At 63.2% G+C, this 22,038-nt stretch carries 20 protein-coding genes and 1 pseudogene; 15 read left to right on the top strand and 6 right to left on the bottom strand.

Features of this window, described 5'->3' with window-relative positions; genetic code table 11:
• Nucleotides 1–323 precede the first annotated feature (323 nt).
• From AC1HIY_RS08040 to AC1HIY_RS08020, 5 genes are all read left to right on the top strand, one after another.
• Nucleotides 324–1,754 (top strand): S8 family serine peptidase, encoded by a 1,431-nt coding sequence (locus tag AC1HIY_RS08040; RefSeq protein ID WP_479576206.1) that lies wholly within the window; start codon nt 324–326, stop codon nt 1,752–1,754.
• 261 nt (nt 1,755–2,015) lie between these two features.
• Nucleotides 2,016–2,972: an ATP-binding cassette domain-containing protein gene (locus AC1HIY_RS08035; RefSeq protein ID WP_479576205.1), complete on the top strand. Its 957-nt coding sequence runs from the start codon at nt 2,016–2,018 to the stop codon at nt 2,970–2,972.
• 35 nt (nt 2,973–3,007) lie between these two features.
• Nucleotides 3,008–3,715: an ABC transporter permease gene (locus AC1HIY_RS08030; protein WP_479576204.1), complete on the top strand. Its 708-nt coding sequence runs from the start codon at nt 3,008–3,010 to the stop codon at nt 3,713–3,715.
• A 3-nt stretch (nt 3,716–3,718) separates the two neighbouring features.
• Nucleotides 3,719–5,236 carry a GldG family protein gene (locus AC1HIY_RS08025; RefSeq protein WP_479576203.1) on the top strand — a complete coding sequence of 506 codons (1,518 nt, stop codon included), beginning with the start codon at nt 3,719–3,721 and terminating at the stop codon, nt 5,234–5,236.
• Between the two features lie 42 nt (nt 5,237–5,278).
• Nucleotides 5,279–6,181: a DUF4340 domain-containing protein gene (locus AC1HIY_RS08020; RefSeq protein WP_479576202.1), complete on the top strand. Its 903-nt coding sequence runs from the start codon at nt 5,279–5,281 to the stop codon at nt 6,179–6,181.
• 20 nt (nt 6,182–6,201) lie between these two features.
• Here the strand turns inward: AC1HIY_RS08020 and AC1HIY_RS08015 are convergent, their stop codons facing one another.
• From AC1HIY_RS08015 to AC1HIY_RS08005, 3 genes are all read right to left on the bottom strand, one after another.
• A complete protein-coding gene (locus AC1HIY_RS08015) occupies nt 6,202–7,932 on the bottom strand; it encodes a Na/Pi cotransporter family protein (RefSeq protein ID WP_479576201.1) in 1,731 nt (576 codons plus the stop codon).
• Nucleotides 7,933–7,970: 38 nt separating this feature from the next.
• On the bottom strand, nt 7,971–8,786 hold the full coding sequence (gene ppk2, locus AC1HIY_RS08010; protein ID WP_479576200.1) for a polyphosphate kinase 2: 816 nt from the start codon (nt 8,784–8,786) through the stop codon (nt 7,971–7,973).
• Nucleotides 8,787–8,934: 148 nt separating this feature from the next.
• Entirely contained in the window at nt 8,935–9,924 is a 990-nt protein-coding gene (locus tag AC1HIY_RS08005) for a helix-turn-helix domain-containing protein (protein ID WP_479576199.1), read from the bottom strand.
• A 243-nt stretch (nt 9,925–10,167) separates the two neighbouring features.
• Between AC1HIY_RS08005 and AC1HIY_RS08000 the strand changes: the two genes are divergently transcribed.
• The 9 genes from AC1HIY_RS08000 (at nt 10,168) to AC1HIY_RS07960 (ending at nt 18,210) form a co-directional block, all read left to right on the top strand.
• Nucleotides 10,168–11,205 carry a porin gene (locus tag AC1HIY_RS08000; protein ID WP_479576198.1) on the top strand — a complete coding sequence of 346 codons (1,038 nt, stop codon included), beginning with the start codon at nt 10,168–10,170 and terminating at the stop codon, nt 11,203–11,205.
• A 33-nt stretch (nt 11,206–11,238) separates the two neighbouring features.
• Nucleotides 11,239–11,895, top strand: coding sequence for a PhoU domain-containing protein (locus tag AC1HIY_RS07995; RefSeq protein WP_479576197.1), 657 nt, complete (start codon nt 11,239–11,241; stop codon nt 11,893–11,895).
• Between the two features lie 68 nt (nt 11,896–11,963).
• A complete protein-coding gene (locus AC1HIY_RS07990) occupies nt 11,964–12,875 on the top strand; it encodes a phosphate ABC transporter substrate-binding protein (RefSeq protein WP_479576196.1) in 912 nt (303 codons plus the stop codon).
• A gap of 145 nt (nt 12,876–13,020) precedes the next feature.
• Nucleotides 13,021–14,100, top strand: coding sequence for a phosphate signaling complex protein PhoU (gene phoU / locus AC1HIY_RS07985; protein ID WP_479576195.1), 1,080 nt, complete (start codon nt 13,021–13,023; stop codon nt 14,098–14,100).
• 1 nt (nt 14,101) lies between these two features.
• Nucleotides 14,102–15,034, top strand: coding sequence for a phosphate ABC transporter permease subunit PstC (gene pstC, locus AC1HIY_RS07980; protein WP_479576194.1), 933 nt, complete (start codon nt 14,102–14,104; stop codon nt 15,032–15,034).
• Between the two features lie 46 nt (nt 15,035–15,080).
• Nucleotides 15,081–15,950 carry a phosphate ABC transporter permease PstA gene (gene pstA, locus AC1HIY_RS07975; protein WP_479576193.1) on the top strand — a complete coding sequence of 290 codons (870 nt, stop codon included), beginning with the start codon at nt 15,081–15,083 and terminating at the stop codon, nt 15,948–15,950.
• Nucleotides 15,950–16,750 (top strand): phosphate ABC transporter ATP-binding protein, encoded by an 801-nt coding sequence (locus tag AC1HIY_RS07970; protein WP_479576192.1) that lies wholly within the window; start codon nt 15,950–15,952, stop codon nt 16,748–16,750. The genes pstA and AC1HIY_RS07970 overlap by 1 nt, the downstream gene beginning before the upstream one ends.
• A gap of 20 nt (nt 16,751–16,770) precedes the next feature.
• Nucleotides 16,771–17,586: a phosphate ABC transporter ATP-binding protein gene (locus AC1HIY_RS07965; RefSeq protein ID WP_479576191.1), complete on the top strand. Its 816-nt coding sequence runs from the start codon at nt 16,771–16,773 to the stop codon at nt 17,584–17,586.
• Between the two features lie 147 nt (nt 17,587–17,733).
• A complete protein-coding gene (locus tag AC1HIY_RS07960; protein ID WP_479576190.1) occupies nt 17,734–18,210 on the top strand; it encodes a CYTH domain-containing protein in 477 nt (158 codons plus the stop codon).
• 58 nt (nt 18,211–18,268) lie between these two features.
• On the opposite strand, the gene AC1HIY_RS07955 is transcribed toward AC1HIY_RS07960, so the two are convergent.
• The 3 genes from AC1HIY_RS07955 to AC1HIY_RS07945 all read right to left on the bottom strand — a co-directional run bounded on the left by AC1HIY_RS07955 (nt 18,269) and on the right by AC1HIY_RS07945 (nt 21,379).
• Nucleotides 18,269–18,622: a hypothetical protein gene (locus AC1HIY_RS07955; RefSeq protein ID WP_479576189.1), complete on the bottom strand. Its 354-nt coding sequence runs from the start codon at nt 18,620–18,622 to the stop codon at nt 18,269–18,271.
• A gap of 184 nt (nt 18,623–18,806) precedes the next feature.
• Nucleotides 18,807–20,075, bottom strand: a complete 1,269-nt coding sequence (gene apgM / locus AC1HIY_RS07950; RefSeq protein ID WP_479576188.1) for a 2,3-bisphosphoglycerate-independent phosphoglycerate mutase — start codon at nt 20,073–20,075, stop codon at nt 18,807–18,809.
• 44 nt (nt 20,076–20,119) lie between these two features.
• Entirely contained in the window at nt 20,120–21,379 is a 1,260-nt protein-coding gene (locus tag AC1HIY_RS07945; RefSeq protein WP_479576187.1) for a hypothetical protein, read from the bottom strand.
• A 250-nt stretch (nt 21,380–21,629) separates the two neighbouring features.
• Between AC1HIY_RS07945 and AC1HIY_RS07940 the strand changes: the two are divergent.
• Nucleotides 21,630–22,038 (top strand): annotated as a pseudogene (locus AC1HIY_RS07940) (bifunctional Delta(1)-pyrroline-2-carboxylate/Delta(1)-piperideine-2-carboxylate reductase); the annotation flags it as partial.

The following is a 22,038-nucleotide window of genomic DNA, read 5'->3' as shown; positions in this document are numbered from 1 at the left end:
ACTGATCGCACGCTTTGCCCAGTAATGGCCCCAAAAAAATTGCCTCATCCCCTGATCCTGCTCCTACGCGTTGAGGCAACAACCCGGCTCGCCCTACCGGCGAGTCGGGTTTTTTCGGTTTCGGGGTTTACCTGCCCCTACGCTTTCATAGTATCTTCTAATTCCAATACTTAAAAATCTCCTCCTTCAGCCGATACCCCCTTCGCACTCATTTGGCTCTTTCGGAAATCGCCTCTTTCAGGGATGTATTCCGGTCTGAAAGGTAGACTCTTCCAAAACCGATCTCTTAAGTATCGCCGCCTACCGGATCCAGGTACGACCCCATGAAGCATCAGACCATCACTTCCGTTCTGTTCTCGGCCATTGTTTTTATGACCACTCTGACGGGCTGTACGGACAACTTCACGGGGGAGGACACACGGACCGAACTGCGAGAAGAATATGCTACCTCCGGCACGTCGAACTTGCCGAAGAAAATGCGCCACGCGCAACTCTTCGATGCCGCCGTGCTAGACCCGGCTTCGGCGGCGTCCGGTCTGACGCCTGCCAAAGGCGCCGTGACGGCCTACGGAACCCTCGAGCGCTATGAAGAGCTTCTCACCGCGACGGAGTTCATCGTCGGGGTGTACGATTCGCTCCTTTCAGCGACCGGAACCCTCGAACGGTACCTGGACGAACCAGGGGTTCGGATCAAACGCGCCTTCAAGAGAAACTTCGTCGGCTTCTCGATGCATGTCAATCCCGACCAGGTGAGCCGCATCCTCGGGATGATCGACCTGGACGACGACATTGAATGGATAGAGCCCGACGCCAGGCTCAAGCTACCCGCGTCCGGAAAGATCAGAGACCTTTCCCCGAGCCAGCAACTCGTCTCCAGCCTCACCTTTGCCGACGCTCAACTCTCTTCGACCCATCCCGGCGACGGCAAGGGGAGCGTGGACATTGACCTTTACATCCTCGATACGGGCATCGACCACCCGGATCTGAACGTCGTGGAGCGTGTCGATTTCACCGCGATGGGGAATGACATAGACATGACCAGCACGCTCGAGCGATACGCGACCCTCGAGCGCTATGAGGCCTCCGACGTTGTGGGACATGGTACGCATGTGGCCGGCATCGCCGCCGCGATCGACGACGCCGATGCGCTCGTCGGCACAGCTCCGGGCGCGATGCTCCATGACTTCAAGGTGCTCGACGACACCGGCTCCGGCGAGATGTCCGGCGTGATCGCCGCGCTCGATGTGATCACCGCCCGCAAATTGCTCGAACCCTCGGTTCCCGTCATCGTCAACATGAGCTTCGGGGCCGACATTGGCGTCACCGAGTTCAACGCTCTCGACGCTTCGGTGCAGGCCGCCGTGAAGGCAGGCGTAGTGGTGGTCGTGGCTGCCGGCAACGACGCCATCGATGCCCGGACGGTGACCCCGGCACACGTGCCCGAAGCCATCACGGTGGGTGCAGTGAGCGCAAAAACGTATGAGAGCTACTCCAACTACGGCGCCGTCGTGGACCTCTTCGCCCACGGCAATGCGGTCCGGTCCCTCTCACCGGAGACAACCGTCAGCGTCGAGATGACCGGCACATCCATGGCGGCTCCGCTGGTCAGTGGAGCGGCGGCGCTGATCCTCTCGGCCAACCCGGCGGCCTCCCCCAAAGACGTACGCGCACTCTTACTCGAGTATGCGAATACGGGCATCTCCAGATTACCTCCCAACACTGCGAACAAAATTCTCAGCGCAAAGCATTTCTGAGCCCTGCCTCTCACTTTCTGAACCGGGAGCCCCGGTCGGCCCGAGCGCTGACCGGGGCTCCTTTTGGATGAAAGGATCCGGGAACAAAACCGGCTCTTTCTCGAATGAAAGCCCCGGTTGTTTCCCTGCAGGGTTCGAGCCGCATACGAATCGGACCGGCTGCGTCGTTATGGGAGACGGCGCCCCTTCCCTGCCGGGCGTTCGCATCGGCGGAGCCCGGTTTTTTGACAAACAGTCCCACCGGAACGCCCCTCTCGGACGATGATTGAAGTGCGCGGATTGACGAAACGCTATGGCGCGGAAAAGGCCGTGGACGGGATCTCTTTCGATGTTGCACATGGTGAGATTCTCGGCTTCCTCGGCCCCAATGGCGCGGGAAAGACGACCACGATGAAGGTCATCACCTGCTACCTCCCTCCCACCGAAGGCTCCGTCCTCGTCGACGGCCTCGACGTAACCCGGGACGCGCTCGCCGTTCGCCGGCGCATCGGGTATCTCCCCGAGCACACGCCCCTCTACGGCGAGATGACCGTCTTCGACTACCTGGCCTTCGTGGCCGATGTGCGGGGCATCCCCGGACCGGAAATTCCGCGACGCATCGGCGTCATGGCGGAGGTTTGCGGCCTCGGAGAGGTGCTCGCCAAACGCATCGAGACGCTCTCGAAGGGCTATCGGCAGCGTGTGGGTATCGCCCAGGCGATCATCCACGATCCCCCCATCCTCATCCTCGACGAGCCCACCTCCGGCCTCGACCCGAACCAGATCGCCGAGATCCGCGACCTGATCCGGTCGCTCGGAAAGGAAAAGACGGTCATCCTATCGACCCACATCCTCTCCGAAGTCGAGGCGTCGTGCGACCGGGTGCTCATCATCAACCGGGGACGCCTCGTGGCCGACGGCGCCCCGTCCGAACTGCAGGCGCACGCCGTCGGCGGTCAACGCATCCGCTTCGGCGTGCAGGCGGCCAACGGCGCCGTTCTCGACGGCGCCGTCGAGGAGGCCCTCGCGCGATGGGGACGGGCCCAGATCCTCGACCGGGAAACCGACGGCGACGGCTCGGTCCTCTTCGACCTCCTCTCTGAGACCTCGGACGACCTCCGGCCCGAACTTTTCCGTCTCGCCGTCGATCAGGGCTGGGTGCTGACCGAACTTCACCGCCGGCAGATCGACCTCGAAGACGTCTTCCGCCGCCTCACGACCGAAACCGCCCCTGCCTGAACCGGCTTTTCCTTCACCGCTTTCCCAATCGACCCATGAAAACCACGTGGACCCTGGCGAAACGCGAGTTGAACGCCGCTTTCGACAGCCCCACGGCATACGTCGTGCTCATCGCTTTTCTGCTCATCGTGGGCTGGTTTTTTTCGAACACGCTCTTTCTCTCGAACGTCGCTTCGCTTCGCACGGTGTTCGATCTCGCGCCGCTCATTTTCATGTTCTTCGTCCCCGCCGTGACCATGGCCACGTTCGCCGAAGAGCGAAGAGCGGGCACGCTCGAACTGCTCCTGACGATGCCCGTACGGGACCGACACGTCATCCTAGGCAAGCTGATGGCCGTGACGATGCTCCTGTGGAGCGCCATCGGGTTGACGGTCATCTATGCGCTCACGCTCGCCGTGCTCGGCGACCCGGACTCCGGAGCCGTCGCCGGCGGCTATTTCGGCTTGATGCTCCTGGCCCTCTCCTACGGCGCCATCGGCATCTTCGCCTCCAGCCTGACGCGCAACCAGATCGTCGCCTTCATCCTGGGCTTCGCCATCATCTTCACCCTCTTCATGATGGACAAGGTCACCGAGTTCCTCCCCGGAAGCCTGGCAGGCATCCTCGAATACCTGAGCATCGACTACCACTACCGCAACCTGCTCCGCGGCGTGATCGACTCGCGCGACGTGCTCTATTACCTCTCCGTGACCCTGTTCGCGGGGCTGCTCACCGCCTATAACCTCGCCAGAAGACCCGAATAAGCCATGAAGCGCGACTGGACCTCCCGAACGTCTCTCGTGCTGGTCGGGCTGATCCTCCTGCTCGTCAACCTGATCGGCGTGACCCTCTTCTTCCGCCTCGACCTGACCGACGACCAGGTGTATTCCCTCTCGGATGCGTCGATCCGGCTGGTGGAAAATCTCGACGACCCGGTCACGTTCAAAGCGTTCTTCACCCCGGACCTTCCCGCCCCGTACAGCAGCAACCTCCGCTTCCTTCGTGACAAACTCGACGATTATCGGGCCTACGGCGGGCGGATGGTGCAATACGAGTTCGTCGATCCGGGCTCGGACGAGGAGCTTCGCAAAGAGGCCGAGCGCTACGGCATTCCGCCCGTGCAGATCCAGGTGGTCGAGAACGACAATCTTCAGATCAAGAATGCGTACATGGGGCTGTCGATCCGGTACGGAGAGAACACCGAGGTCATCCCCGTGGTGCAGGACCTCTCGACGCTCGAATACGACATCACGAGCGCGCTTCGCAAGCTGACCCGCGACCGCGCGCCCGTCGTCGGCTTCCTCGAAGGGCACGGCGAGCCTGCTCCCGAGCGCGACATGCCCGGACTCTGGCACAGCCTTCAGCGGAACTATGACGTCCGCACCGTCGCCGTCGCCGACAGCGCGCTCGCCGTGAAGCCGGACGTGCTGCTCATCGTCGCCCCGACCGACTCGATCCCGGAAGCGCACCTGCGCGCCATCGACGACTTCCTCATGAACGGCGGCAAACTCGGCGTGCTTCTCAACCGCGTCGACGCCAACCTCCAGACGGCGCAGGCCCGCGAGTTGACGACCGGACTCGAATCCGTGCTCGAGGCGTACGGAGCGGTGGTCTCGCCCAACCTCGTCATGGACCAACAGAGTTCGAGCGTCAGCGTGCAACGCAACCTCGGCGGTTTTCTGATCCATCAGGCCGTCGAGTATCCGTTCTTTCCCATCGCCACCCGGTTCAATCCCGAGCATCAGATGGTCAACCGGCTTCGGGAGATGGCCTTCTTCTACGTGAGCGCCATCGACACATCTGCGGCGTTGCCCGAGGGCGTCAGGCGCGAACCGCTGGTGTTCTCCTCACCCCGGAGCGCCACGCAGGAGGGGTTCTTTTTCATTCAGCCCATGCCGCAGCGCGCGCCGCTCACCGGAGGTCCGTACGTGCTCGCCGCTGCCTTCTCCGGCTCCTTCCCGAGCGCCTTCGACGCCAGCCGCACCGGCCTCCCCGCCCGACTCGTCGTCGCGGGCGACGGTGATCTCGTCAATGCTTCCGTGATGGGTCAGGAAGTGCCGGGCAACGTCGCCTTTGCGCTGAACATGGTGGACTGGCTCGCGCAGGACGATGCGCTGCTCGCCATCCGGTCGAAGACCATCGCGCCGCGTCAGTTGGAGTTCGTCAGCGAAAAGGCGCGTCCATTCATCAAGTACGCGAACCTGCTTACGCCGCCGCTGCTCGTGCTGCTTTTCGGTCTGATCCGGTGGCGGATGAGAAAGAACCGCCGGATCGTCCTGACGTGACCTTTCCTCATTTTATACGTTGGATTTCATGCCCCGAATGTCATGAAGAAAAATACGCTTTTCGCGCTCACCGGCGGCGTCGTGTTTCTCCTGATCGTCGCTTTCGTCGCCGGCGTTTTCGACCGTCATCCTTCGACCATCGACACGCCGGAGTTCCATTTCAAGGCAGACGCCATCACCCGTCTCGACGTCGAGACGCCCCGGCTCTCGCTCACGGTTGAGCGTGACGGAGACGCCTGGCGCGTGACCCGCCCGCTCGTCGACCGGGCCGAGGCGAACACGATGCGCGGCCTCCTCTCCGCGCTCGAGGCGCTCACGCCGGAGGCCGTCGTCTCCACCAACCCGGAGCGCTACGCCCGGTACGGCGTCGACTCGACCGGCAAAGCGCTGACCGTCCACGCGGACGGCGACGAGACCCACCTCGTCATCGGCAAGCTCACGCCCGACGCAGAGTCCGTCTACCTTCGATATGAAGACGATCCCCGTGTCTTCGTGGCGCGGGGCCGCCCGATGCTCTCCTCCGACCTCAAAGCCTGGCGGGACAAGTCGGTCCTCGACTTCGGCTCGCCGTCCGTCGTGCGCCGGGTGCTCGTGGAGAAAGAAGACAAGACGTATGAAGTGGCGCTCGAGGACGGCGCGTGGAGGCTGCACGTCGACGGCGAGACCGCGCCTGCCGACTCCGTAGCCGTGGTGCGGTGGATCTCCCGTTTCATCCCGCTCCGCGCCGACGGTTTCTTCGACGACCTCAACGCCGACGACGTGCGCGCGAACGCCCTCGAACACCTTGCCTTCACACTCGAAGACGGCTCGACCCGCAACCTGTGGACGAGGATCGAGGGGAAATACCTCTCCGGCGTCACCGATGATTCGGACGTGGTGTACCGCCTCTACGGGCACACCCGCGTCATGATCTACCCGTCCTCAGGGAGCCTCCGGAAGAAATGACGTCCGAAGCGCCCGGAGGCTCATCTCCCGGCGAATGCAGACTCCTCGACGTCGTCGTGGGACGCGTCCTCCCCGCCGCGCTCGACCTCCTGCACCGATTTGGCGATGCGCTTGGCAAAATAATAGACTCGCTTGAGGTATTCGATCAGTTCCGATTCGATCCGGAAGAGCGTCACCCGATCTTCGCCTTCGGCGGCCAGTCTCCCGGCCAGATACCGCTCCGCCTCCTCCACGAGGCGGTTGACCTCCCCTTTCGCCTGAATGACGCGCTCCGCCATATGTTCGTCAGAGGCATCGAGCGCCTCCAGGGCGAGCTGCACGGCCCAGGTCACCCTGTCGTGCAGCCCCCGCAGGACCTGCCGGGTGCCCTCACTGACGTGCACCTGCCTGCGCACACGCTCCATCCCCGCCCCCACAATGTTGGTCTCGATGAGGTCGCCGATGTTCTCGATGTTGTTCGCCGCACTGATGTAGTGGTTCAGGAGCCGGGACTGTGACTCCGTAAGGTTCTGCTGAGAGAGCCGCCCCAGATACTGGATGACGGCGCTGTGAAGAACGTCTACCTCATCGTCCATCTCCGCCAGTTTTTCGAGGTCTTCCTTCTCCCCTTGAATGGCCACGGGGAGCGCTCTTTGCACCATCTCAAGGGCTCGTTCTCCGATGCGGCGCAACTCCATCCGCACCCGGTCGAGCGCCAGCACGGGGGTTTCCAGGAGGATATCATCGAGATATTTGGGCTGGACGGCCCCGGGGCCGGTCGGCGGGCGCTCGGGGATGAGCCTGCGCATGAGGCGCGCCAGCGGGCCGGTAAACCAGATGAAGAGGAACGTGTTGGCGACGTTGAAAAGCGTGTGGGCGTTGGCCACTTGCCGGGGGGTCTCCGCCGCCAGTCGCGCCGTGCCCGACAACTCCGGATGCGCCGGCGAGATCCACCGCACGATTTCCGCCAGCTGTTCGATGAACCCGAACCAGATGACCACCCCGACGACTTTGAAGAAGATGTGCGCAAAGGCGGCCCGCACGGCCTCACGCGGCTTCCCGATCGCGGCCAGCAGCGCCGTCACACACGTGCCGATGTTCGCACCGAAGACCAGCGCAATGCCGGCTTCGAGGGAGATGAATCCCTGGCTTGCCATCACGATCACGACGCCCATCATCGCCGACGAACTCTGAATGATTCCCGTGAAGAGGGTCCCGATGAGCGTCCCCACGAGCGGATTGTCCATTTTCCGCATCAGGTCGATGAACGGCTCGTAGGTGCGCAGCGGATGCGTGGCCTGGCTCATCATCTCCATTCCGAAGAAGACCAGCCCCAGCCCGAGCGTCATGATGCCGTATTGCCGGATCTTCTCCTTCTTCGCGACGAACTGCATCAGAAAGCCGATTGTGACCAGCACGAGCGCGTATTTCGTCACTTTGAACGCCACGATCTGCGCCGTCACCGTCGTCCCGATGTCCGCCCCGAGAATGATGCCGATGGACTGCGAGAGCGTCATCAGCCCGGCGGAGATGAAGCCGACCACCAGCACCGTGGTCACCGAAGAGGACTGGATGATAGAGGTGACGAGCGCGCCGGCGAAGACCGCCTTGAATCGGTTGGTGGTCAACCGGGCGAGCAGCTTTTTCATCCCCTCTCCCGCCACCGTCTTCATCGCGTCGGTCATCTGCTCCATCCCATAGAGGAACAGTGCGAGCCCGCCGACGAGGCCGATCAGGATGGCGCTGATTTCCAGCGAGTTGGGACTTTCCATCAGGAAGAGAGGAAAGAGAACGGGCGTGGAGGGCGCCCTCAGTACACTTCGGGCACGAATGTTTGCTCATCCAGCGGGGGACGCACGTACCCGTGCTCGGAGGGGCGCGGCGGGAGCGCGAGCGGCTCAGGCTCGATCTCCTCGTACGGAATCAGGCTCAGCAGATGATGGATACAGTTGAGGCGCGCCCGCTTTTTGTTGTCCGCATTGACGACGAACCAGGGGGCCTGCTTGATGTCGGTATAAGCGAACATGCGATCCTTCGCCTGCGAATACTCGACCCATCGCAGCCGCGACTCCAGGTCGATGGGGCTCAGCTTCCACCGCTTCGTGGGGTCCTTGAGCCGGGCCTGGAACCGGCGTTCCTGTTCTTCCGAGCTGACGGAGAACCAGTACTTGATGAGGATGATTCCCGACCGCACGAGCATCCGCTCGAACTCCGGGCAGGAGCGCAAAAACTCCACATATTCCTCCTCCGTACAGAAGCCCATCACCCATTCCACGCCCGCCCGGTTGTACCAACTCCGATCGAAGAGCACCATCTCGCCCGCCGCCGGGAGATGCGTCACATATCGCTGGAAATACCACTGCGTCCGCTCCCGCTCGGTAGGCTTGTTCAGCGCGACCACCCGGCAGATGCGGGGGTTCAGGCATTCGGTGATGCGCTTGATCGTGCCGCCCTTGCCCGCGGCGTCCCGTCCCTCGAAGACGACCACCACCCTTTGCCCCGTCACGCGAATCCATCGTTGGAGCTTGGCCAGTTCCACCTGAAGCTTGGCCAGTTCGCGCTCGTATACCTTCCGGGGAATCTTCTTGACCGGCAATTTGATGTCGGGCGGCAACAATTCCGGCATCGGACCCGGTCCTTCTGCGTTCCTCGCTTTCTTCCCGCCCTTCTCTCTCTCTTTCAACTTCCCCTTCTTTTCAGACATTTTTCAGGTCCAGAGGCAAACATGGAACATCCCTTTTCCAGACGCCGATGGGCAAGATCGGCTCACTGGATCAATCTTCCAGTTTCTGAAGCAACTTCTCGGCTCTGGCAATCTGTGCTTCCAGTTCCTTGAGTTGACTGCGCAAAAACTTGATCTGCTTTTTCTTCAGGCCCCTGGTGTCCAGCTGTTTCATGAGCTTTTTCCGTTGCTTCTGCACGTACGCCACGAACTCCTGGAAGCTTTCCTGCGAAGTGAGGGCGTCGAGCTGCCGGATCGCCTTCTTCCCGAGCACCCCCGCAACGCCTACCACCACCTTCTCCGCTTTTTTCAACACCCCCCCCGACAACGGAGCGGCCTTCGGACGTTCGACCTTCTTGGCTTTGGCGGCTTTCGATTTGGCAGCCTTCGGCTTCGCGGCTTTCGATTTTGCGGCTTTCGGCTTCGCGGCCTTCGATTTGGCAGCCTTTGGCTTCGCGGCTTTCGATTTTGCGGCCTTCGGCTTCGCGGCTTTCGGCTTCGCGGCCTTCGGCTTCGCGTCTTTCGGCTTCGCGGCTTTCGATTTTGCGGCTTTCGATTTTGCGGCTTTCGGGGAAGCAGTCTTCATTTCTTTCGGGGCTTCGGTAACTGGAGAGGACGTCGGGGCAGCAGGCACGGAGGGCGTCTCATCGACGGAGGGCGCCTCATCGACGGAGGGCGCCTCATCGACGGAGGGCGTCTCATCGACGGAGGGCGCCTCATCGACGGAGGGGAAAATACTCATGCCGCGCTTGAGGAACTCCCGGCGCCAGTAGGCCACTCGACCGGTCGAGAGTCCTACCGCCTCGGCTATTTCACGCGTGGTTTTCCCCGCGTGGTACATCAAAAGAATCCTCGCGCGACGGCGCTCATGCTCGGTCGGACCGTTCGCGGCCAGCTCCTCCAACATAGCGACCTGCGCTTCTTGCAACAGGGTATCCATGGCGTGGTCTCGTTTTGCCGGACGCGTATGCCCAATCCATACGCCCCGTATGATCAATTCGTTAAGTTTGCGCGTCCGGAATATAACGCCTTTCGTACCCACATTCCCGGTAGGCAGCTCCTTTCATAGCGTGTAGGGGGATGCACCTTTTCGGCGTCGGGTATTTCCCTACGGGCAGCGCGGCTCACCGTGCGCGCCTTCCCAAGCCAGACGCATCACGCCTCGCATGACGTCCCGGAGGCCCGCCCCAGGTGTTAACAGTTTGGTAACACGATCCTGACGACTCTTTCAATAACGCTATCGTAATATGGCCGCAACATTGACAACATCAAGCGCCCCTACCTTATGAGCCTTCCATCCCGCCGGTTGCGCACCGCGCTGTCCATCCTTTTCGCCTGCCTCATGCTCACCGTCTCGAAGCCGGCCCGCGGCCAGTCGGCCTCCTTCAAAGGTCTTGTCTTCGGAGACGCTTACTGGGTGGCCGGAAGCGACGACTCGGCGTTGAAAAACCAGAACGGGTTCTGGTTTCGCCGCATCTATCTGACGTTCGACTTCGCCATCAGCGAGACGTGGACCGCGCGCCTGCGCACCGAGATGAACTCCAAAGGGGATTTTTCCAGCAAAGCCAAACTCGAACCATCCGCAAAGGACGTATACGTACGCTGGAAAGGAGGTCGTCACCAGCTGACGTTCGGCCTCTCCGGCACCCCCACCTGGAGCGTCATCGAAAGATTCTGGGGCTACCGTTCCGTGGAAAAGACGCTTTTGGACCTGCAGAAGATGGGGGCTTCCCGCGACATCGGGGTGGCCGCCAAAGGGAGCCTCGACGCCGAGAAAAAGATTCGGTACAACGTGATGCTTGCCAACGGCAACGGCACGAGTTCGGAAACGAACAAGGGAAAGAAAGGATTGCTCGCCCTGACGTTTTACCCCACGCCGTCGGTGGTCTTCGAAGTCTACGGCGATTACGACGACCGCCCGGGCAGGTCGGACCGGGTCACCGTGCAGGGGTTTGTGGGGGTGAAAGGGACAACCGGGCGTCTCGGCATTCAGTATGCTTACCAGCGGCGGGACGTGGCGGGCGGCGGAAGCGTGAACCTCAACGCGCTCTCCGTCTTTGGCGCGACGCCGCTCTCGAAGCAGGTGACCGGCTTCGCTCGCTTCGACCGGATGTTCGACCCCAACCCGGATGCCGGCAAGATCAGTTACGTGCCCTTTGCGGACAATGCCCGTTCGAGCCTGGCGCTCGTCGGCGTCGACATCGCGGCGCACCCGCAGGTCCACTTCATGCCGAACGTAGAAGCCGTCTTCTTCGACGGCGTGGACGGCGACGCTCCCGATCCGACCATCATGCCCCGCCTCACGTTTTTCTATACCTTTTAGATATCTTCCACCTTCAACGAACGCCGCGACCACGTGCTCTTCTTCGATCGCTTCCGCCAATCCCGCCCGCCGCTCATCCGGCAAGCCTTCGACGACGTGTGTCTGATGCTGAACGTTTCGCATCGGATGTACGTCGAAGCGACGGCGGCGCTGCTCGAGAACGAGATCCTTCAGATCGATCTCGAGGCCGAGGATGAGATCGTCAACCGGAAGGAACGGGAGATCCGGCGGGCGATCTACGAGCACCTGTCCCGGCGCCCGCAGGAGGAGCTGGAACTGAGTCTGACGCTGCTGTGCATCATCCAGGATGCGGAACGGATCGGGGACATGGCGAAATCCTTCGCGGAGACGTCCGAGCTGGCCCACAAGACCCGCATCAGCCCGCAGGTCTTGCCGCTCCGCACCTTCCGCGACCGCATCGGAGAGATGTTTTCGTGGACGCGTGAGAGCTTCGCCCGGAAGGACGAGCTCGAGGCGCGCCGGGCGATGGAGGCCCATACCGGCGTCAAGCGGGGCCTGAGCGTCTACGTCTCCGACCTTGCCGACCGGCGAGACCTCGATCCTAACGAGGCGGTGGTGCTCACGCTGGCCGCGCGGCTCCTGAGCCGCACCTCCTCGCATCTGTCGAACATCGCCTCTTCGGTGGCGCTCCCGTTCGATCACCTGCGATGCTCCCCCACCTGGACCTGACGGCGGCGGCGCTTTCTCCACCGACACCAAACGAAACTCGATTACCCCACAACAGGAGGACCCACACCATGAAAATCATTCGCTTATTTCTCACGCTCACGGTAGCGCTCACGCTGACGAGCTGCGGCCGTTCGGGAGAAACCGGGCATTCCAGTTCCCGCAAGGTCATTCAGAATAAGGGCTCGGACACGCTGGTCAACGTAGCGCAGGCCTGGGCCGAAGCCTACCGGAAGATCAACCCGAACGTGGCGGTGGCGGTCTCGGGCGGCGGCTCGGGCACGGGCATTGCAGCGCTGATCAACGGCACCGTGGACATCGCCAACGCGAGCCGAGAGATCAAACCCTCGGAGATGGAGCAGGCGCGCGCCAACGGGCATACCCCCGTCGAGCACATCGTGGGCTATGATGCGCTGGCGGTCTACGTCCACAAGGACAACCCGCTCGACGGCATCTCGCTCGATCAGCTGGCGGAGATCTACGGAGAGGGCGGAACCCTCGAGAAGTGGACGCAGCTCGGCGTCGAGGTGCCGGGGTGCGAGAAGCAGGAGATCATCCGCGTGAGCCGGCAGAACAACTCGGGCACCTACGTCTATTTCCGCGAGGCCGTCCTCGGGAAAAACCGCGACTACAAACTCGGCTCGCGGGACATGCACGGCTCGAAGGACGTCGTCGACCTGGTGCAGCATACGCCGTGCGCCATCGGCTACAGCGGGCTGGCCTATGCCACGCCGGAAGTCAAGATGCTCTGCATCGAGGATGGGCAGGGCAACTGTGTGGCGCCTTCCGAAAAAACGGCCTTCGACGGAACCTACCCCATCGCCCGCCCGCTGTTCATGTACACCGACGGCGAGCCGACGGGAGCGGTCAAGGCTTATCTCGACTGGATCCTGAGCGACGAGGGCCAGTGCATCATCAAGGAGAAAGGCTATGCGCCGGTGCGTGAGGTTGTATGCGAAGGCGACGCGCAGACCGGTGAATGAGCCCCGCACCGACGCCCGGAGCGTACGGGAGTTATCCGTGAACATTTCCGGGACGCCTTTACGTTTTGCGCGATGCGCGTTAGGTTGACGAAACGATCCCACGCCGCCCGGCGGCCCTCCCCGTGCATCAACCCTCAGGTTCCGTATGAGCCATTTTGAAGAACGTCTGGAGCGCGACCTGGAGAACATACGCGGCGAGGTCGCAGCCGTGGCCGCGAAGGTCGAGACGGCAGTCCGAAACGCGCGAGAAGCCCTGCTCACGCTCGACAGGCCGCTGGCGAACGAGACCATCCTCGGCGACCTGCCGATCAACCGCGCCATTCGCCGCATCGACCGGCTTTGTTACCGCTTCATCGCGCTCTACCTGCCCAGCGCCGGCCACCTGCGGTTCATCTCCACGGTGCTCCGGCTCAACATCGCCCTGGAGCGCGTCGGCGACTATGCCGTCACCATTTGCCGTGAGGTGAACCAGTTGACGCGCCCCCCCACCGGCGTCATGCGGCGGGAGATCGAACGGCTGGCCGACGAAGCCCTGGAGATGTATCGTCAGGCCATGCGCGCCTTCAACGAGCAAAACGCCGACCTCGCCCGCGCCACGATCCCGCTGGCCGCGCAGGCCCGTCGGTCCTTCGGCGTCGCCTATGCCGACCTCGTCGAAGAGGGCAATCGACACGCCTACGAGTGCGACGAGATGCTCATGATCCTGATCATCCTCAACCGCATTTCGCGGATCAACGATCAGGCGAAGAACATCTGCGAGGACACGGTCTTTGCCGTCACCGGCGAGAGCAAACAGCCGAAGGTGTATCGCATTGCCTTCCTCGAAGACGACGACCGTTTCCTCAGCCAGATGGCCGTGGCCATCGCCCGGAAGTCGTTCCCGGGCAGCGGAAGATACACGAGCGCGGGGCGGCATCCGGCTCCGGCCCTCGACCCCGACTTCATCGCCTGGATGGAGGCGCGCGGATATGACATGACCGATGCCCGCCCGTCGCCCATCGACTGGCCGCCCGAAGACTGGGAGACGTTCCACGTGGTGATCAGCCTCGACGGGCCCGTCGCCCGCTACCTCGATCCGCCGCCCTTCAATACCGCCGTACTCGAATGGCAGATCGACACGAGCGGGGCCGCCGACCCGCAGGAACGCTTCGAGCGGGCGCACCGGCAGATCGCCTCGCGCGTGAGCGCCCTCATGGAAACGATGCGCGGGGAGGACGCCGACTGACATGACCGAAAAGACTTCGAGCAGACCGGGACGCGCCCCCGCCGCCGATCGCCGAACCGCCGCATGGCACATCGACAAGGCCATGCAGGGGATCATGTACCTCGGCGGCATCTCGGCCATCATCTTCATCATCGGCATCTTCGTGTTCATCACGAAGGAGGGGCTGCCCTTCCTCTTCGGCGCGTTCGACCTGAAGGAGTTCTTCACCTCGCCGCGCTGGATCCCGACCTCGGAAAACAACCCGACCTACGGTGCGCTCGCGCTGATCCTGGGCACGGCGAGCGTCACCGGCATGGCCATGATCGTGGCGATCCCCTTCTCCCTCGGCGCGGCCATCTTCATCGGGGAGTTCGCCACGGGCAAGACGCGCGAGACGCTCAAGATCCTGATCGAACTGCTGGCGGCGATCCCCTCGGTGGTCTGGGGCTTCATCGGCCTGACGATCATGAACGGCCTCATCATCAAGCTGTTCAATGTCCCCATCGGTCTGAACGTGCTCAATGCCGGCATCATCCTCGGGCTGATGGCGGCCCCGATCATGACCACCATCGCCGAGGATTCGCTCAAGGCCGTCCCGGACAAGTATCGCGAAGCGGCCGAAGCGATGGGCGCGACCCGGTGGCAGGTGATCCGGCGGGTCGTACTCCCCGCCGCCAAGAACGGCCTCGTCTCGGCGGTGCTCCTGGGCGTCGGACGCGGCTTCGGCGAGACGATGGCCGTGCTCATGGCCAGCGGCCACTCCATCAACATCCCGCACAGCGTGTTCGATTCCGTGCGCGCGCTCACGGCTACCATCGCCGCCGAACTCGGAGAAACGGCCGTCGGGTCGTCTCATTACGGCGCGCTCTTCACGCTCGGCATCTTCCTGTTCATCATCACCTTCCTCATCAACCTGACCGCCGACCTGGTGGTGCGGGGCATTCGGAAAAAATAGACCCGTTCGATCCCGCCGGTCCGAACGACGATCGACCTTCCGACCTATGTTCAAGGCTACCGAACTCAACCTCCGGAACGAGAAGAAAGAGAAGCGCTGGCGTCTTCTGTTTCTTCTGATGGCGCTCCTGCTGATCCTTCCGGTGCTCATCATTTTGATCCTGCTCGTGTATCGGGGCGGCCCGGTCATCTCGTGGTCGTTCCTCTTCGAGTTCCCCAGGAACGGGATGACCGAGGGAGGCATCTTTCCGGCGCTCCTCGGCACGATCTTCCTCGTGGTGGTGGCGCTCGTCTTCTCCGTGCCGCTCGGCGTGGCGGCGGCGATCTATCTGAGCGAATACGCCCCCGACAACTGGCTCACCCGCACGATCAACTTGGCGATCATCAACCTGGCGGGCGTGCCCTCCATCGTGCACGCGCTCTTCGGGGTGGGCGCGTTCGTGCTCTTCTTCGAGTTCGGCACGAGCATCCTGGCCGCCAGCCTGACGCTCGGCATCATGACCTTGCCCGTGGTCATCGTGGCCACCCGGGAGTCGCTCCAGGCCGTCCCGCATGCCTTCCGGGAGGCGTGCTGGGCGCTCGGCGCGACACGGTGGCAGACGATCCGACGCATCGTGTTGCCGAACGCCGTCAGCGGCATCCTCACCGGCATCATCCTCGAAGTCTCGCGCACGGCGGGCGAGACCGCCCCGATCATGTTCACCGGCGCGGCGTTCTTCGTCCCGTTCCTCCCCGAGAGCGTGTACGATCAGACGATGGCGCTCTCGCTCCACCTGTACACGATCTCGACGCAGGTGACCGGCGTGCCGGAGGACCTCCCCTTCGGCGTGGCGCTCGTGCTCATCGGCATCGTGCTCTCGATGAACGCCCTCTCGATCGCCTTCCGGGTCTATCTCCGCAACAAAAAGAAATGGTAATGCCTCAGGCTCCCCCCGACGCCGACGCGCCTTCGACGCAGCCGGCGCCGCCCGTGCTCGAAGTCGAAAACCTGTCGATCCGGTACGGCGACGTCTCCGCCCTCCGGAACGTCAGCCTGTCGGTGCACGAACATGAGATCTTCGGCATCATCGGCCCTGCCAATAGCGGGAAGACGTCTTTTCTGAAGACGCTCAATCGCATGAACCTGTTCGAGTCGCACATGCGTGTCGACGGTCACATCCGTTTTCTCGGGCGGGACGTGCGGGCGTGGCGCAACGTGTATGCGCTCCGCCAACACATCGGCGTCGTCTTCCCGCTGCCGGTGGGGCTGCCGCTCTCGATCTATGACAACGTCGCGCTCTCGCCCCGGCTGCGCGGCATCACCGACCGGCGCGAACTCGACGTGATCGTCGAACGGTGCCTGACGCGCGCGGCGCTGTGGGACGAGGTGAAGGACCGGCTCGACTCGCTCGGCAGCCTGCTCTCGGGCGGGCAACAACAGCGCCTCACCATCGCCCGCGCCCTCTCCCAGGATCCCGTCCTCCTCCTCCTCGACGAGTTCTCCATCGCTGTCGACCCCGTCACGACCATGCGCATCGAGGACGTGCTCAAGGAACTCAGGAAAGAGATGACCATCATCATGGTCACCAACCTCGTGCAACAGGCTCGTCGGCTCGCCGACCGAACCGCCTTCTTCCTCACCGGCGACTGCGTCGAGATCGGACGGACGGACGACCTGTTCGAGGGCAAGGTGAAAGACCCGAGGACCTACGATTACATTCTCGGCCGCTTCGGCTGAACGCTTTTTCCCGGAGACGCATGGAAACACCGCCCCTCACGCCCGACGCACCCGACGTCCTCGCGAACACCGAGATCGCCGTGTGCGTGAAGGACTTCAGCCTCTGGTACGGCACGTTCCAGGCCCTCTTCGCCGTGGACTTCAACGTGAAGCAGGGCATCATCACGTCGCTCATCGGCCCTTCCGGCTGCGGCAAATCGACGCTCCTCCGTTCCATCAACCGGATCAACGACCGGCTCGGCTACGTGCGCACCGAAGGCGTGATCGAGGTGCTCGGGAAGAACGTCCTCGATCCGGACGTGGCCCTGCCGCAGTTGCGAAAACAGGTCGGGATGGTCTTTCAGCGCCCGAACCCGCTGCCCCTCTCGATCCGCGAAAACATTCTCTTCTCGTATAATCTCCACACGCCGGATGCGCGCAAGCGCACGAAGGCGGAGAAAGACCAGATCGTCGAAGAGGCGCTCCGGGAGGTGCTCCTGTGGGATACGGTCAAGGATCGGCTGGATCGTTCGGCGACGGCCCTCTCGCTCGAACAACAGCAGAAGCTGTGTATTGCCCGGTTGCTCCCGGTCAAGCCGCGCGTGCTCCTCATGGACGAGCCGTGCTCCGCCCTCGACCCCGAGGCAACCGCCGCCGTGGAAGAACTCATCTGGCAGCTTCGGGGCGAGTACACCATCCTCATGGTCACGCACAACATGGCGCAGGCGCGAAGAGCAAGCGACGAGTGCGCCTTCATGCTCATGGGCAAACTCGTCGAACATGCGGACACCGCCGAGATGTTCGTCACGCCCCGGCACAAGGAAACCGCCGACTATATCGAAGGGCGGTACGGGTAATGCCGATCCCCTGCGTACGGATCCGTTTCACGTAGGCGTATCCCGGCGGCGCCTCCCCGGCAAGACGGCGTACACGCGACGAACGAACCCCGCCCCGGCATCGTTTCACCAGACCGGGACCCCGATCCACAATTTCCCCCCGACCCCATGTCGCAAACCCTCGAAATCGAGCGCAAGTTCATCATCGACACGCCGCCGCCAGACCTCGAAGACTTTCCCCACAAGGAGATCTGGCAGGGCTACGTGGCCGCCGACCCGAACGGGACGGTGGTGCGGCTCCGGCGAAAAGGGGAGGAGTTTTTCGAAACGGTGAAGAGCGCCGGGTTGCGGGCGCGCCTGGAAATCGAGGTCGCGTTGACACGGGCGCAGTTCGACGCGCTCTGGCCCGCCACGGAGGGTCGACGCCTGCGCAAGATTCGGTACGAGATCCCCGACCGCGCCTATACCATCGAACTCGACGCCTATCTCGGCCCGCTCGACGGCTTTTTCACCGCCGAGGTGGAGTTTCCCTCGCACGAGGAAGCGGCCGCGTACGTGCCCCCTCCATGGTTCGGACGGGAAGTCACGATGGACCCGCGATACAAGAACCTGAGCCTCGCCGCCCACGGGCTGCCGGAGGCGTGAACCGGCCGGAACATCCCCGAAGCGGCTCACTCCTTCGCTTCTGTCGGCGGCGCGACTTCTATTCTATCGGAGCCGCCACCCGGAGACGCCGACTCCGGCTCCATGCGCCCTTTCGTTCGAAGCGGTCGATGGCGCGCACCCGCCAGGTATAATCCCCCGCCACTCCCAGCCGAAAGACGTAACCGGCGACGCCCGTTTTCCCGGCCGTCACCGGATCGGCTTGCGCATCGAGAATCTCGATCTCATATCCGACGGCGGCTTCCACCGGGGTCCACGAGAAGACAATCTCCTCGTCGACCGACATCCGAACGTCGTTCACGGGCGCGACCAGACGAGGAACCTCAAGAGAAGCCTCACCGAGACGGTCGGGATCGATGGCGCTGTCGCATCCGAAGAGGAGGAAAAGGATCAAAGCCCAGAGAACAGGGGGAGAAAAGAATCGGAGGGATCGCATACTTCGCTCTTTTTCGTGAGAATCGAAACACGTGTCAAGCGTATGAAGCGTCCGTATCCTTTCGATGAACCCATAAAAAAATTTCCGTAACCCCCGGATTAAGGGTTTGTTACCGACGCCAAAGTCCGCAAGCGTCCTCCTTTTAATAATAGAAGGCTTCGTGGGCGCGGAGGATGTGGGTCCGATCCATGAGATCGAGGAGCACCGAGAGGAAGGCCGTGGCCGAGATTGCGCCGAGGCCGCCCCGCATACAGTCCGACTCCGAGAAGGCGCGCACGGCGTCCACACGGCTATTCGGTGCGGCCACGAGCGAGGGCACGGGATCGCCGGTGTGCCGGCCGAGCCGCGAGTCGGTGGTGTGATCCCCCGTGACGGCGAGGGCGAGCCCCTGGTCGAGCAGAGGAGCGAGCGCGGCATCGATCCGTTCGATGAAGGCTTTTTTTCCCACCGGATCGTGGTCGTGCGCGCACGTGTCGGCGCCCTTGACGTGGATGAAGACGAGGTCGTGATCGTCGAGTGCGTGGCGTCCGGCGGCGATCTTGGCGTCGAGGTCGGTGTCGGTCAGCGCGGTGAAGCGCGGGTCGCGGATCATGTCGAAGCCGAAGAGGCGGCTCAGGCCGACGACCGCGCCGTCCCCGCCAACGACGGCGGTTCGGAGGCCGAGACGCCGGACGAAGTTTCGCAGGGGCCGGTACTTCCCCGCGCCCCGCGTGAGCACGCCATTGGCCGGGGGCAGTCCCTTCGCCGCTCGCGCCACGTTGACCGGATGGTTTTGGAGGATCTCGTGGCTCCGAAAGAAGAAGGTGTTGACGGCCTGCGCGGTGCGTTCCGCCTCCGGGTCCGTCGCATCGCGGGGGAGACACGCGAGCCGACCGCGTGCCCGTTCGCCCGCGCCGGGGTCGGTGTCCGTGACGGCCTCCGAGAGGTGCTCCCCTTCAAGCATGAGGACGGCCCGATGCTGCGTCGATGGGCGGAAGCGCGCCACGATGCCCTCGCCGAGGTCCATCCCATCCAGCGCTTCGGCCAGCGTCTCGGCGCCCTCCCGGATGCGCCCGGCCCGCCGGTCTTCGATGGCGAACCCCTGTCCGTTGGGCGACACCGTAGCGAGGTTGCATCGGAACGTCACGTTGCCGTCGCTGAGGTTCAGCCCCACGCCCGCCGCCTCCACAGGCCCGCGGGTGAGCCTGGGCACGTCGGCGCGGGCCAGCCCGAAGAGCAAGCCGACGCCCATCTGCGTACCGACGGGGACGCCCGGCGCAATGGGGTGCATCATGCCGCAGAGCCCCGAAGCCGCCATCCGGTCGAGGTTCGGCGTCGCGGCGGCTTCGAGCGGAGTCCGCCCGTCCAAGGCCTCGACGGGACGATCGCCGAGTCCGTCGAGAATGATCATGATGCCTTTCGGATGCGCCATCGTTCGGTCGTCGTTGGTCCTGCGTTCTTCCGGCTTCGGGACCGTCACTCTTTCACCCCGGTGTCGGCCAGTTTCCGGAAGACTTTTTTCGGATCTCCCTCATACTCCAGGAGCAACGCTGCAGAGATCGTCTCCATCATCGAGCGAATGGTTTCCTCCTTCTCATCGTTCGTGATGATGGGCACCTGCAGCCGGTCCGCTTCGGAAAGGATGAACGTCTGTAGTTGCCAGATGGAGTCGAAGTTCTCGGTATACCGTTGGACCGTGCGCGCCGGGACTTTCTGGCTTCGCCCCAGCAGCCGATTGCGGAGGTTCTTTTTCTTGAGCACCGCCAGGATGACCGGCACCACGAGCGCCGAGGTTGCATCGCCGAGCCGCTTCTGGAGCCGGGGATGGACATGAACGCCTTCGAGGATGAGCGAGACCTGTTCCCGCTCGGCGCGCTTCATCACCCCTTCGATGCCGACACCGACCTGTTCGGCCTGGGTCAGGTAACCGTCGATCATGTTTCGCTCGAACGGAACCCCTTCCGCGCCGTGTGTGGGCAGCACTTTCCACGCATTGTACGACGACGTGTGAAGCGTCGGGAGGAGACGGCGCGGCACCATGAGCCGCATCACCTCGCGCAGCATATCCGTGGACTGGGTTCGGACAATGTTGAGCCGGTGCGCCACTTCGGAACTGATGGTGCTTTTCCCACACCCGGTCGTTCCCCCCACGAGGAGGATGAGGGGCCGCCCGCTGTGCGCAAATTCGATCCAGACGAGATACCGGTGCGCCGCTTCTTTCCCTTCCTGTTCGAGCAGGTACCGGTACGTCAACTCGGTCATCTCGGAACTCGTCAGGCGGGTGCATCCCGTGTCGATGAGTTCCCGTTCGATCTGAGAGGTGATGGCATAACTGCGCTCGGGCGGCAACGCGCACGTCTCGAGCGTCTGGGCCAGCAGCGCCTTCGAATACGGATGCGGGTTCCCCTCCGTATCCACCACCTGAATGACGATGGGCGCGTGCTTCGAACGCAGGTATCGCTCCCGGACCGTATCGGCCCCCACCTTGGCGAGATGATCCGCCACCACTCTTTTCAACTCGTCGGCGCTGATGTCGGCCTCGTTCTCCCGAAGCGTGATCTCCGCATCGCTCCAGAGCCGCTCTCTCACCTCGTTCGCAATCTTATATGCCTCTTCGAAAGGCATGCCGGCCCCCTGCAGCGAGCGCGTGAGGATCCCACGTAAATACGGGACCCGGCTCTCCTCCGCGGGATCGATGACGTACAATTTGGGCGGTTTACCGTCTGTTTTCAACATCTTTCAGACCCTCTCACTGGCAGTGATCTCCGGGGCGTCCCAGACGAAGCATCCCTCTCCTTTCGTCGCCACGCTCCGGTCGTTGCACATTACGGTCTCCGAGAGGCTTACGCAACACGTGCCTCCGCCCCCATACGGATTACTCCTTTTTTTGATCTCGGGCGGCTATCTTTCCGCCCAACCCCTGCTCTCCCTCTCCCGAGCCGTGCACGCCCGGCGAGCGCCGGCTCAAACCCATCGTGTGCATCCGATGACCAGTCTGTCCATGCTCTCCGCGGAAACGGTGGCGCAAGCCCTTCCGGACCGCCTCCTGATCGAGCGGCTGCGGGAGGCCTTTCGGGAGGGCGTCGCGTCCCCTCTGCGACATCACCACACGCTGCCCACCTCCGGCGCCGACGCCGCGCTCCTGCTCATGCCGGCGTGGCGCAAAGACCGGGAAGCCGGCGTGAAGGTGGTCACCGTCTTCCCCGACAATGCCGCGCGCGGGTTGCCTTCGGTCTTCGGCGTCTACCTCCTGCTCGACGGGCGCACCGGCGCGCCGCTCGCGCTCATGGACGGCAAGGCGCTCACCCGTCGGCGTACGGCGGCGGCCTCGGCGCTGGCGGCCTCGTACCTCGCGCGCGCCGACAGCCGCCGCCTCGTGATGGCGGGCGCGGGAT

The organism is Rhodocaloribacter sp., from assembly GCF_056451265.1.
Note: the sequence above shows the minus strand (reverse complement) of the source record. Positions and strands in the feature narration are given on the sequence as shown.

Bases quoted from the DNA above. Each gene is read 5' to 3' on its own strand.
- AC1HIY_RS08040 (WP_479576206.1), top strand. From the start codon at position 324: ATGAAGCATCAGACCATCACTTCCGTTCTGTTCTCGGCCATTGTTTTT.
- AC1HIY_RS08035 (WP_479576205.1), top strand. From the start codon at position 2,016: ATGATTGAAGTGCGCGGATTGACGAAACGCTATGGCGCGGAAAAGGCC.
- AC1HIY_RS08030 (WP_479576204.1), top strand. From the start codon at position 3,008: ATGAAAACCACGTGGACCCTGGCGAAACGCGAGTTGAACGCCGCTTTC.
- AC1HIY_RS08025 (WP_479576203.1), top strand. From the start codon at position 3,719: ATGAAGCGCGACTGGACCTCCCGAACGTCTCTCGTGCTGGTCGGGCTG.
- AC1HIY_RS08020 (WP_479576202.1), top strand. From the start codon at position 5,279: ATGAAGAAAAATACGCTTTTCGCGCTCACCGGCGGCGTCGTGTTTCTC.
- AC1HIY_RS08015 (WP_479576201.1), bottom strand. From the start codon at position 7,932: ATGGAAAGTCCCAACTCGCTGGAAATCAGCGCCATCCTGATCGGCCTC.
- ppk2 (WP_479576200.1), bottom strand. From the start codon at position 8,786: ATGCCGGAATTGTTGCCGCCCGACATCAAATTGCCGGTCAAGAAGATT.
- AC1HIY_RS08000 (WP_479576198.1), top strand. From the start codon at position 10,168: ATGAGCCTTCCATCCCGCCGGTTGCGCACCGCGCTGTCCATCCTTTTC.
- AC1HIY_RS07990 (WP_479576196.1), top strand. From the start codon at position 11,964: ATGAAAATCATTCGCTTATTTCTCACGCTCACGGTAGCGCTCACGCTG.
- phoU (WP_479576195.1), top strand. From the start codon at position 13,021: ATGAGCCATTTTGAAGAACGTCTGGAGCGCGACCTGGAGAACATACGC.
- pstC (WP_479576194.1), top strand. From the start codon at position 14,102: ATGACCGAAAAGACTTCGAGCAGACCGGGACGCGCCCCCGCCGCCGAT.
- pstA (WP_479576193.1), top strand. From the start codon at position 15,081: ATGTTCAAGGCTACCGAACTCAACCTCCGGAACGAGAAGAAAGAGAAG.
- AC1HIY_RS07970 (WP_479576192.1), top strand. From the start codon at position 15,950: ATGCCTCAGGCTCCCCCCGACGCCGACGCGCCTTCGACGCAGCCGGCG.
- AC1HIY_RS07965 (WP_479576191.1), top strand. From the start codon at position 16,771: ATGGAAACACCGCCCCTCACGCCCGACGCACCCGACGTCCTCGCGAAC.
- AC1HIY_RS07960 (WP_479576190.1), top strand. From the start codon at position 17,734: ATGTCGCAAACCCTCGAAATCGAGCGCAAGTTCATCATCGACACGCCG.
- apgM (WP_479576188.1), bottom strand. From the start codon at position 20,075: ATGGCGCATCCGAAAGGCATCATGATCATTCTCGACGGACTCGGCGAT.
- AC1HIY_RS07945 (WP_479576187.1), bottom strand. From the start codon at position 21,379: ATGTTGAAAACAGACGGTAAACCGCCCAAATTGTACGTCATCGATCCC.